The following is a 10,913-nucleotide window of genomic DNA, read 5'->3' as shown; positions in this document are numbered from 1 at the left end:
TCAGCGCAATCCGCTGGTCGAGCGGCAGCGCCTGAAGCTCTGCGGCCGAGAGGCGCAGCCGGGTCAGCGCATCGACGGCGGGCCCCGTGCCAGCAGCGGCCTGGCTCAGCCGCCGGGTCAGCTGCATTGCGGCCTGTTCGACCTGTCCCATCGACACGCCCGCCAGATCGCCTGCGCGCTCGAGCACCTGGATGCTTTCGACCGTGGTGCCGAGCGAGGCGGCCAATTTTGCCTGACCGTCGATCACCTGCAGGCCCGAGCGGATCATCGCCGTGGCTGCCGCCGCAATCGCCGCTGCGGCTGCGGCCATCGCCACCCGGGCGCGCCGGGCAAAGGCCGCGAGCCGCGCATTGGCGCGCTCCATTTCGCGCGACAGACGACCAAAGCCGCGCGTGCCAGCCTCGCCCACGCCCTCCAGCTCGGCCTTGACCTGCCGACCACCAGTGGCCGATAGGCGGACGCTGACGCGTTTCTCGCTCATGGGTCAGCCTCCCTGCTGCCATCCATCTGTTGGTTGAGATGCCGCGCCATCACCGCCTCGATCACGGGCAGGAACTCAGCGGCGGCGCGGGCGTCCACGCTGAGCGCGTTGGCCATCGCGAGGGCCGCGCTCATGTCCCAGCCGAGCACTACGCCGGGCACCGCGCGAATCTGGCCACCCAAGCGCCCGGACAGGTCCCAGACCTGCCAGCCCTCAAGCGTGCGCGGGGCGTTCAGGATTTCCGGGCAGTCTTTGCAGCTTTGCTTGCACGCTGCGCAGTAACCTTCGCCCCCGCCCCAGACCCAGTCTGCGAGGGAGCGGAGGCGTTTTTTTCCGCTTCCAGCTCCAGCCCCTTCGCCACATAGCCCATCTGGAACTTCTCGAAGATCGGCCAGATATCGAGAAGTGCGGCGATCCCTTCGGGTGTGACCGGTGTGGGATTGCCATCCGCATCACCCACGCCTTCCCAATCGAGGATGGCGCGTTCGGCCAGCGCCTTGCCGAAGACCACGGCGATCTCGTCGTCGGTCGTTTCCTCGGGCAGACCGCGCACGGCCGGATCGCTGCGCGCGGCCACCATCAGCGCGGTGGTCAGAGGTTCGACCCGGACGCGCACGCCAAGGCCAAGATCGAGCCAATACGGCTCGCGGGCGAGGTTCAGACGCAGCATGGCTCAGTACTCCTCGATGCCGTTGATCAGGGTGACGGTGCACATCCGGCCTAGTGTTGTGTCTCGCGCGGCCTGCCAGTCGAAGGTGGCCTGCACACCCTGCGGGCCGGCGATCTCGATGCGCGGGCGGGGCAGATAGACTGCATGCGCCACCAGCGTCAGGCTTTCGCCCGAGGGCAGCATGTAGCCGAACGAGAGCTCGCTGGGCGCGCCATTGATCGCCTGGTCCACAAGAATCTGATCGGCGAAACGGACCTCGATCCGGCCGGTCAGTGCGGCGATGGAAGGGTCGGCCCCGTCGATGCGCCCGTCCGAGCGGATGGTTTCTACGCGGTCGAGGTTGTTGGCGTAGGTGATCTCGGCCGAGACGATGTTGCCCAGCGCCGTGCCGTTGCGAGTGATCGCGCCGTTGAAATGGCCGAAGCGCTGCAGGGCGAGGTCGGCGATTGTACCGGCGGCCGAACTCGCCGCGGTGATTTCGCCCTGTGCCACCAGGCTGGCGGTCGCAGTCAGTAGCCCCGAGCGCTGCATTTGCCAGGAGAGCGTATCGAGCACGCAGCCGGAATACAGCGCAAAGCGCGGCACTTCCGGCATGCCGGTCTCGATGGCCATGCTGGGCAGGGTCCAGTTTCCCGAGCGGAACTCGTGCGTGTAGGGCGCATCCGCGCCGGTCGTGATCGGCTGCCCGAACGCCGCCTTCAGCCAGAAGCCGAAACCCTGCGCATCAATGGGCACGACGACATTGCCATCGGCGGTCACCGCATCCTTGATCGGCGGCAGCGGATCGCGGCCGTAGCCCAGAAGCTCGCTGTTCAGCAGCGGTTGCTCGGCGCCCAGCGTCGCGCTGGCGAAGGGCATCCGGACAAAACCGCTCGCGGGCGGCGTGCCATATGTCGTCTCGAACGCAAGCGCCATCTGCGCCCGCGCCCCCTGGGCTCGTGCCATGTCGTGTCTCCTCGGGTTGTCTGTTGGGGTCAGGCCAGGGGATCGGCCGTCGAATAATGCAGGATGATCGGGATGACTGCTGCCTTCAGATTGGCGGCTCCATCGACGGGCAGATCAACCGGCCGTGGGGCTTCGGCTTCGACCCAATCGCAGCGCCCGCCCAGCGTGCGGTCGGCAGAGATTGCCGCACCGATGCTGGCGCAGAGCGCGGCGAAGGCCGTGTCGCGATCGGCGTTCTGCACGACTGCCTCGATCTCGGCGCGGTGCTGGTAGTGGTAGCGCAGCGGCGACAGTGTCACGCCGGGCTCTCCCGGCTCACCATCGCGCAGGATCATCAAACCGGCGGCGTGAACGCGCTCGGGCAGGACCTCGCCGCGCAGCACCGGTACATGCGGAACCGTCCGCAACAAGTCCGCCAGGGCGGAGAGGATGGTTTCGCGGGGTGTCATCCGATCTTTCCTTCCACCCAGTTAGCAACGATCGCGCCTGGGATCGCCTCCTGCGCCCGCGCTGCATCGCGGGCGAGGTCCAGCCGCTTCGACAGCTTGACTTGCGGCACGAGCAGGAAGATCGGCACCGTGGTCACGCCACGGCCGGTCCGCGAACGTGAAGCCACGGCCCGGCCGCGCGTGTTCAGCCGCCCCTCGGCCACCAGCAGGCTCGGGCCCGTTCGCCGATAGACGAAGCGCAGGCGCAGCCCCGAGCGCCGTTCCCATTCGCCGGGGGTGATGCGCCCGCCGCGGGAGGATTTCCCGGCGGCGGGCGTGGGGATCGCCAGCCAGAACCCGTTCCGAGAGCGGATCAGCGGGCCGGTGTCATGGGCACCGATGATGACGGGGGCCTTCGACCAGACGACAGCCGCTGCACTGAGGCTGGGTCTGCCTTTCGGGAACTGCTCCGATCTGATGGTGTTGGCCAGCCGCTGGCCGAGGCCTGCACCGGTGATCTGCGCACGCCAGGAGGACTTTACGTTGTTGCCAGCCTCGCTGACCGCCTGGCTCACGGCCCTCTCGCCGGCTCTGATCTCGGCGGCCATCATCGCGACGAGGTCAGGGGTGATATCGAGTTGCAGCTTCATGCTGGCCTCAGATTAACGGTCCAGATGAGCCGTTCGCGATCCCGTACCGGCTCGCCCTGAATGAGAAACGCCTCGCCCTCGATCTCGACCCGGTCGCCCGGGCGCGGGGTTGGAACCTCGGCTACGCGCAGGTCGATGCGCGTGGTCTCGGACCAGAGCCGGGCGTCGCCAAAGCCAGTGACCTCATCCGCGCGGCGGGTGACCACGCGGACGAGAACCGGAGTGCCACTGTCCGCGATGTATGTGGCATCGCGGGCAATGTTCGGATCGGCAAACAGGTTGTCGATGGCGGCGGCGAAGACCGACATGCGCGCGCCCGTCAGTTCGAGCTGTGCAGGCGGATCGCGAGGCGCGGGCGCTTGTTGACCGGCAGGATCGAGGCCTCGGTCATCAGGTCGATCCAGCGGCCCTTGGCGTCCATCATCTGGCGGGCATAGAGCGGCAGGCCCACGGTATTGGCGGTTTCCAGCAGGTTTGCCGGGCCGCCATAGGTGGTGAAAGTGTCGAACGTCCCCATCGGAAACGCGATCCCCTCGCCGGTGGGGATCAGCCGCTCGGACGTGCCGTTCGAGAGCGTGACCGAGCCGTTGTATTCCTCGAAGAGAATGCCCGCGAAGGGAAAAGCGCGGCGCATGTCCTCGCGGAGCGGCTGGCCGCCGGTGGCCGAGAAGAACTTGTAGGCGTCCTCGGTCTTGGGGTGACTGATCAGCTTGTCGAAGAATTCGGAGCTGACCAGCGCATGCGCGGTGGTCATGGTTTCTCCCAGCAGGTTGTCCTCGATCGCGCGCAGGGTCGTGCGGACCTTGCCCTGGATGTTGGTGCCCGCCGTGCCGAAGACGAAATCGACCGAGATCTGGTCGAGGCCGAACTCGGTGAAGTAGTTGTAGAGGGTCGTGCCCGCGCCGTCCTTCACGATGCCGCGGAGCGCGTTCATCTCCATGTATTCGCGGGTCTGGGCATGCTTGCGGCGCATGAGCGTGAGCTTGCGGTTCATCACCTCCACGAGCGGATCGGCCGCGTCCGAGACGCCCAGCGCGGGCATGCCCTGGATATCAGCGGGTAGGATCACATCGTCATGCGGGATCCACGGCAGGGCGAAGCTGCGCATCGAGCGGGCCTCGCGGTTGCCGACGGTCGCGGGTGCGCCAAGCGGCACCGAGGGCAGGAGGCTGAGGACGCCTTCGCGCTGCTCAATGACGATGGAGCGCTGGGTGACGCCCTCGAAGCGAAACAGGCCGATCTGGCCGAGGCGGGTGTAGAGGTTGGGCAGGATGTTGATGGCCTGTGTCATCTCGGCGAGCGAATAGCCGCCCGCGTCAAACGGGTTGCGGGTGATGGTCATGGGAAACTCCGGGGAAAGAGGGGCAGGGAGGTTGGGTTCGCTGTGCGCTGGGCGGGTTCAGGCGATCAGCCGCTGCAGGACCGCTCATGCGGTGTCGCGCGGGACGATGCTCAGCGCTGCCAGCTGGCCATGCTTGGTGGCGGTCTTGGGCGCATCATCGACGGTGGCATCAAAAACGAGCGCCGCCTTCGAGACGATGGCGGGGCCGCGTGCGACCACCACGCCGATGGCGTCGGTGGCGCTGGCATCGACCGCGTAGAGCAGCACGGCAGCTGCGGTCTGTGCGCCATCCGAGCCGCCCGAGGTGGCGAGCTTGTACTTGCCGCTCGCGGTGATCCGGCCCAGCACGGCACCGACGGGATAGTTGGTGCCCTCGAGCAGCGTGACACTCTCGCGATTGAAGTTCGGATTGACCTCGTATTTGAGGACATCGCCCGTCGTCGCGGGTTGGTGAAGGACGGTCATGGCGGGGTGCCTTTCTCAGCGATGCAAGGTTTGAGCCCCCCGCCGCAGGGATGCGGCGGGGGTTGAGGGAGGGTGCGGTTTCAGGGTGGGGCGGTGTGAGACTGCCGGTCGTCAGGCCCGGTTGCCGGATGCCGCGGCGCGCTTCGCGGCGGCGACGATCGGGCTTTCCTTCGCCAGTGGCAGGACCGGCGAGCGGGGGGCCGCGACAATGTCGCGCGCGTCGGCGGCGGCACTGGCGCGTTCGAGCACCAGGCGGCGCAGGGCCTCGGGGGTGGTGCCCTCGCGGAGCGCCTTCGCCGCGTCGATGGCGATGCCGAGGCGGCCCGCCTGCGCCGCAATCTCGGCGATCTCCGCCGCCGCCTCGCGTAGCTGCGCCGAGAGCTCGGCCAGATTGCCAGCCTGCGGAGCGGTCTGCACGGGGACAGGAACCGCGGCAGCAGACGGTTGAGTTTCGGCGGGGGACGGCTCGGCAACGGCGGGAGGGTCATCGGTGACACCCGTTTCACCGTCCTCAATGTCCGTCACATCGATCCCGGTGTCCTGGGGGCTGTCGTCGTGTTCGTTCTCGGTGGCCATCATTGCCTCCTGTCTGGGGTGGGGAAGGGACGCGCGCCCGGGGCGCGCGGGGGAGAGGATCGGTGTGCGTGCCAGCATCTGCCGGAACGCCGCGAAGCCGCGCGCCAGATCGGTGACCTCGTCCGCAAGGCCAGCGGCGACAGCATCCGCCCCGCGGAAGGTCGCGGCCTCGGTGGCCAGCGCAGCGTCCTGGCTAAGCCGACCGGCGCGGCCAGCCGCCACGGTTTCCGCGAAGAGAAACCGCAGCACATCGATCTCGCGCTGGATGTCACCGCGAACTGCTTCAGGCAGGGGCTGATACGGGTTGCCATCGACCTTGTGGCGCCCGGAATGGATCATCGTGACGCGCACACCGTCCTGATCGAGCTGGCCGCTGAGATCGGCATGCAGCACCACGACGCCAATGCTGCCAAGCGCGCCGGTGCGTGGCAGGAGGACACGATCCGCCTGGCTTGCCAGCGCATAGCCCGCCGAGAAGGCATGTTCGGCGACAAAGGCCCAGACCGGCTTGGCTCCTCGGATGGCACGAATGCGATCTGCAAGGTCGAAGACCCCGGCAACCTCGCCCCCAAAACTGTCAATTTCCAACGCCAGACCGCGCACGGCTGTATCGCTCGCCGCCGCCTCGATCTGCGCCGCGATCCCCTCATAGCTGGTCTGGCCCGAGGATTGCCCAATCCAGCCGCCGCGATGGATCAGCACGCCCGCGATCTCGATCACGGCGATGCCGTCTACGACCGGGTAGGGCGCATCGCCATGTTGCTGCAGCCGCTGGGCGAGGTTCCCAGCCAGAATGCTGGCGCGGGCTGGCGGGGCGGCGGTGGCGTCTAGCACTTCGCCGCCATCCACCATCTCGACCCGCCGCCCGAGAATGCGCGGTCCGAGGCCGGACAGAAACGCCATGGCCTTGGAGGGTTCGACCAGAAGCGGTGTGTTGAAGGCGCGCGCGGCAATGCGGGCATGGAGCATCAGGTCTGGTCCTCGTCTGGGCGCGGGCCGTCCTCCGCGTCATCGGTTGTGTCCGTGTCTGTTTCTGTGTCGTCGTCGCTTTGCGGCAGCGCCTGCACGCCTTGCGCGGGCGAGCCGGGGCGACGAAAATCGAGGCCCAGCGTCCGCTCGCGCGCCCGTTCCGCCGCAATCTCCCGGTCGACCTGCTCGGCGTCGTAGCCGCGCTCTGCGATGGCCTGCGTGCGGGATTTGAGGCCCGCCTCGATCTGCGCGATTTCGGCATTCGCGTCCTTCAGTGGATCGACCCAGTCCCATTTTGTGGGCAGCCAGTCGGCGGCGAGCAGCCGCGCGCGGTTGGCCTCATAGCCGGGCAGGGTTAGCGCGCCCGACAGCACTGCCGCATCCATCCAGCGGGCATAGACCGGACGACACAACTGCCAGACCATCACCGAATGCTGCCAGGCCGAGACACGGCGGCGGAACTCGATCAGGGCGAGCCGCGAGTTCGAAAAGTTGCCCTTCACCATGTCATTGGCGAGGTACGGGTAGGGGATGCCCAGCGCGGCCGAGATCTGCAGCAGCGTGCGGTACTGGAACGGCTCATAGGTTGCTCCGCTGTCGGCGGGCTGGCCCACGGTGACGTCCTCGCCCGGATCGAGCCGCACGATCTGACCGGGGCTGATCTCGACCCCGTCTGGCACATCGTCATCTTCGGCAGGTGCCAGCGGGTTATCCGGGGCGGGTGAGGTCACAAACATCGCATACATCGCCGCGACCTTTTTGCGGTCCAGTTCTGCATCGTCATACTGATCGAGCAGGAACAGCTTCACGATGGCCGGTGCCAGCTTTGACACGCCGCGCAGCTGGCCACCCTCCACGGGGTCAATGACGTGGATGACCTCGGCGGCGGGGACGCGCACCACCTCGCCCGCCAGTCCTGGATCGGTGCTGTCGCCGGGATGGCGGCGGAAAAAATGATAGGCCACGCGTCGCCCGATCCGGTCGAATTCGATCCCCTGCCGGATGGCGTTGCCATTGGCCGCCGTCCCGGTCTGCTCGAGCGGCAGCATCTCCGCAGGCAGCATTTGCATCTGCAGCGGGACGGTCAGCCCGTCGCCCGCACGGCGCATCCGGATCCTGAAGAACACCTCGCCCGCCATGAACACCTCGCGGGCGGCACGGCGCTGCAGCCCGTAAAAATCCGTCAGCCCTTCGGCATCGGCTTCGTCGGTCCAGGCGAGCCACAGGCTCTGGAGCTCTTCCTTGCGTGCAGCATCTCCGATCTTTGAGATCGGCTTGATGCCGTCACCCACGGTGTTCGCCGCCCAGCTCTCGACTGCATTCACGGCATAGCCGTTATTGCGCACCAGCCACCGCGCGCGGGCGGTGATGTCAGGGCCCGAGGCCGCAATCAGCGCGTTGACATGGGCGCGGGTCGCACGGAAGCCGCGCAGGCGCCGATGGTGCTGACCAGCATCGAACCCGCCGATGAAGGCCCCGAGGCGCTGTCGCCAGTTCATCGAAACGCCCATCACAGATCCTTCACAGCGAACGGACGCAGCACCCGCCCAGCGCCACGCTCGGCCTTGGCGATCCGGCGCTCGATATCGCCAATTGCTGCGGCCAGTTCCGCGTCTGAGCCGTAATTCACGGTCTTACCGTCATAGCTGACCGACCGCGTGCCGCTGTAGCGCGCGGCCAGCAGCGCAGAATGGCGGGATTTGAGATCATCGAGGGTCATGGGGGTTCCGGTCATTCCATGTATCGGGGCGTGCTGATCTTCCAGCCGCGCCGCCTTGGCGTTGTCACTTGCCCGGCTTGCGGGGCTGTTGGTTTCTCTAGTGCAGCATCCGCAGCCACAGCGGCGGGTTCCACGCCCGCCTGCTTCTCCAGCTGCCGCCACATCCGCTCGTCGAAACGGTCGGCACCGAGGATCCACGCGGCGGCGCGTGCATAGACCCGGGCGTCGAGCGCCTCGTTCCGCTCACGCAGCTTCTGCCATTCCTGGCGGGCATAGCCGCGCCGGTCGCGGATCGTCACCAGTTGTTCGGCGACCAGCTGCTTGAGCCATTCGCTGTCTGCCCAGTCGGGCAGGTGAATGGTACCGGCCGGGATGGGCGCATCAGGTTCCGATGGCCGCTCGATCCGCAGATAGCGATAGGTCTCCGCCTTGAATGTGGCGGTCGCCACCGTCCAGAGCCGCGCGCCGCGTTTCAGTTTGCGACCATTCACTGTGGCATCCACGAAGGTCGGCCCGGACACGGGCGTGGCCCGGTTGAACCCCTCGAGACCCTTCACGGGTGCGACCTGCGCGATGCCCTGTTTGCGGGACCACGCGTATACAGCGGCGGACTCGTATCCGGTGTCGATCGCCAGCTTTGCCAAGGTCATGAAAGCACCGTTCTCGTGTGCCCATGTCTGGCTCAGCAGTGCCGTCAGCTTGTTCCAACACCCAGGATCATCCGGCCCGCCCGGGATTACGATGTGATCGACCAGCCAGCTGGTCATGCCGCGCCCCCAGGCCCAGATATCGACCTCGATGCGGTCCTTCTGGACATCGGCCCCGGCGGTCAGGAACAGCCCGCCTGCGGGGATCTGCGACGGGAAGGCGATGCGCCGGTCCGCCAGCCGCTGCCATTCCGGGGCCTCGCCGCTCTCGATCCATGTCTCGCCCAGCAGCGTGTTGCGCGCCGCGCGCAGCATCTCGTCCGAGCCCTGCGCAGCCAGCCAGTCCCGTGCGATCTGCTCCCAGCTCTTCCAGCCGATCGGCGAATAGAGCGCCGAGAGGTGGAAGCCGATGGCAGTCGGGTCGCTTGAGACTGCCGTTGCCCGCCATTCGCCCCGCGCCAGCATCTCCGTCTTGTGGTGCTCGGCGATGGGGCGCTCGCAGCCTGCGCAATGGTACGTTGCCGTTTCGGGTTTGCCCTTCGCCCAGCGCAGCCGCTCGAACTGCAGCCATTGCCCGTGGCCGCAATGCGGGCAGGGCACGAAATACCGCCGCTGGTCGCTGGCCTCGAACTCCCGCTCGATCCGGCTCAGCCCCCGGATCGTCGGCGTCGAGACCATGAACACCTTGCGCCGGTGCGCGAAGGTGGTGGTGCGCGCCTCGGCCAGCGTGACCGGGTCGCCCTCGTCGTCGGCCGAGGCGGGATAGGCATCAACCTCGTCCAGAAACACATAGCGCGCCGGCATCGAGCGCAGGCCCGTGGCCGAGTTCGCCCCGGTCAGCACCAGAATGCCGCCCGGGAACTCCTTGGACAGCATCGAGTTGCCGGCATCCCGCGAGCGGGCGGGGCTGACGCGTTCCTTCAGCGCCGGGCTGTCCTCGATCAGTGGGTCGATCCGGCCGCGCGAGGTGCGCTTGGCCATCTCGACCGTCGGCAGCACCGCCAGCATCGGCCCCGGCGCGTGGTGGATCACGAAGCCGATCCAGTTGTTGCCGGCTTCCGTGGCCCCGACCTGCGCAGCCTTCATGAAGGAGATGCGCTGCGCCGGGTGGTTGGGCGAGAGCGCATCCATGATGCCGCGCAGATAGGGGGTTCGCGCAGTGCGATAGCGCCCGGGCTCGGCCGAGGCGCGCGACGAGAGCCAGCGATGCACATCCGCCCATTCCGACACCGTCAGATCGGCGTCCGGGCGTATCCCCCGCCGCCAGGCCCGCAGGACATCCTCGGCCCCGTCGAAGCCGAGGTCGAGCCCTTCGGTCAGATCGTGTTCGTCTTCTCCTTCATGCAATGCTGACCCGGAGGTCTGCGAGGGCGTCGAGCTGCTCTCGGACATGGGTTTCCAGCACCCTCTGCAGGATCGCAGTCTCGATCGTCACGGGCACCCCCGATGCCTTCTCCATTTCTGCGGACAATTGCGCGGCCATCGTTGCTGCCACGCGGGTGGGCCAGGTGACCCATGTATCGCGCTCCTGGCGCGCAAGGCGAAACACCAGCGTCTCGGCCCGCGCGCGGTCGACCAGCACGCCCTTCTTCTTCTGGATGGCGATCTGCTTGTCCTGCGCCATGTACACGGTCAGCGCGGTGCGGGCCTTGATGTAGGACGAGGTCTCTCCCGGCCCGCTGATCACCCCCTCGCCACCGCCGCGCGACCGCATCTGCTGGTCCGGATCGGTCATCGCACCCCGGCGCGCATCCGAGGCCGCCGCGTTGATCGACCCATCGGCGAAGAGCACCAGCCGCCCGTTCTTGCGCGCCTTCTGCACCGCCCCGCGCGAAAGCCCGGAATGGGCGGCATAGGCGCGTTCGGACATACCTTCCATGGTGCTGTGATAGCGGCGTTGTTGCATGGAAGCTTCTGGAATCGGTTGGGGATTCCCAAATCGGGCCGAAAATGATTCACCCTATGGATGGCTCAGCGCTTCCGCACCCGTCCCGCCGCCAGCGCGAAACCGCGCTATCGC

The 10,913-nt window shown here is 67.4% G+C and carries 13 protein-coding genes and 1 pseudogene; all 14 read right to left on the bottom strand.

The features are described 5' to 3' along the window. A pseudogene (locus tag KAK09_RS17965) lies at window positions 1-481 on the bottom strand (phage tail tape measure protein); the annotation flags it as partial. Next, window positions 478-630: a DUF7697 family protein gene (locus KAK09_RS17960; protein ID WP_418895548.1), complete on the bottom strand. Its 153-nt coding sequence runs from the start codon at window positions 628-630 to the stop codon at window positions 478-480. The gene KAK09_RS17960 and the pseudogene KAK09_RS17965, both read right to left, overlap by 4 nt. Before the next feature lie 83 nt (window positions 631-713). After that, window positions 714-1,151, bottom strand: coding sequence for an RNA-binding protein (locus KAK09_RS17955; RefSeq protein ID WP_210880302.1), 438 nt, complete (start codon window positions 1,149-1,151; stop codon window positions 714-716). A 3-nt stretch (window positions 1,152-1,154) separates the two neighbouring features. Beyond that, entirely contained in the window at window positions 1,155-2,096 is a 942-nt protein-coding gene (locus KAK09_RS17950) for a phage tail tube protein (protein ID WP_210880301.1), read from the bottom strand. Window positions 2,097-2,125: 29 nt separating this feature from the next. Beyond that, window positions 2,126-2,545: an acyl-CoA transferase gene (locus KAK09_RS17945; protein ID WP_210880300.1), complete on the bottom strand. Its 420-nt coding sequence runs from the start codon at window positions 2,543-2,545 to the stop codon at window positions 2,126-2,128. After that, entirely contained in the window at window positions 2,542-3,174 is a 633-nt protein-coding gene (locus KAK09_RS17940) for a DUF6441 family protein (protein WP_210880299.1), read from the bottom strand. The genes KAK09_RS17945 and KAK09_RS17940 overlap by 4 nt, the downstream gene beginning before the upstream one ends. Further along, entirely contained in the window at window positions 3,171-3,482 is a 312-nt protein-coding gene (locus KAK09_RS17935) for a head-tail joining protein (RefSeq protein ID WP_210880298.1), read from the bottom strand. Before KAK09_RS17935 ends, KAK09_RS17940 begins: the two co-directional genes overlap by 4 nt. Before the next feature lie 11 nt (window positions 3,483-3,493). Next, window positions 3,494-4,516, bottom strand: coding sequence for a major capsid protein (locus KAK09_RS17930; protein WP_153749217.1), 1,023 nt, complete (start codon window positions 4,514-4,516; stop codon window positions 3,494-3,496). Window positions 4,517-4,600: 84 nt separating this feature from the next. Then, complete coding sequence (locus KAK09_RS17925) at window positions 4,601-4,981, bottom strand: head decoration protein (RefSeq protein ID WP_210880297.1); 381 nt, start codon at window positions 4,979-4,981, stop codon at window positions 4,601-4,603. A 111-nt stretch (window positions 4,982-5,092) separates the two neighbouring features. After that, window positions 5,093-6,526 carry a S49 family peptidase gene (locus tag KAK09_RS17920; protein WP_210880296.1) on the bottom strand — a complete coding sequence of 478 codons (1,434 nt, stop codon included), beginning with the start codon at window positions 6,524-6,526 and terminating at the stop codon, window positions 5,093-5,095. Further along, entirely contained in the window at window positions 6,526-8,025 is a 1,500-nt protein-coding gene (locus KAK09_RS17915) for a phage portal protein (protein ID WP_210880305.1), read from the bottom strand. The genes KAK09_RS17920 and KAK09_RS17915 overlap by 1 nt, the downstream gene beginning before the upstream one ends. Window positions 8,026-8,036: 11 nt before the next feature. Continuing rightward, entirely contained in the window at window positions 8,037-8,246 is a 210-nt protein-coding gene (locus KAK09_RS17910) for a phage head-tail joining protein (RefSeq protein ID WP_210880295.1), read from the bottom strand. Between the two features lie 11 nt (window positions 8,247-8,257). Next, complete coding sequence (locus KAK09_RS17905; protein WP_210880294.1) at window positions 8,258-10,285, bottom strand: phage terminase large subunit family protein; 2,028 nt, start codon at window positions 10,283-10,285, stop codon at window positions 8,258-8,260. Then, window positions 10,233-10,772: a hypothetical protein gene (locus KAK09_RS17900; RefSeq protein WP_210880304.1), complete on the bottom strand. Its 540-nt coding sequence runs from the start codon at window positions 10,770-10,772 to the stop codon at window positions 10,233-10,235. Before KAK09_RS17900 ends, KAK09_RS17905 begins: the two co-directional genes overlap by 53 nt. Window positions 10,773-10,913 lie beyond the last annotated feature (141 nt).

The organism is Roseovarius autotrophicus, assembly GCF_018069895.1.
GTDB classification, from domain to species: domain Bacteria; phylum Pseudomonadota; class Alphaproteobacteria; order Rhodobacterales; family Rhodobacteraceae; genus Roseovarius; species Roseovarius autotrophicus.
This window is presented reverse-complemented; position numbering and strand designations above follow the sequence as displayed.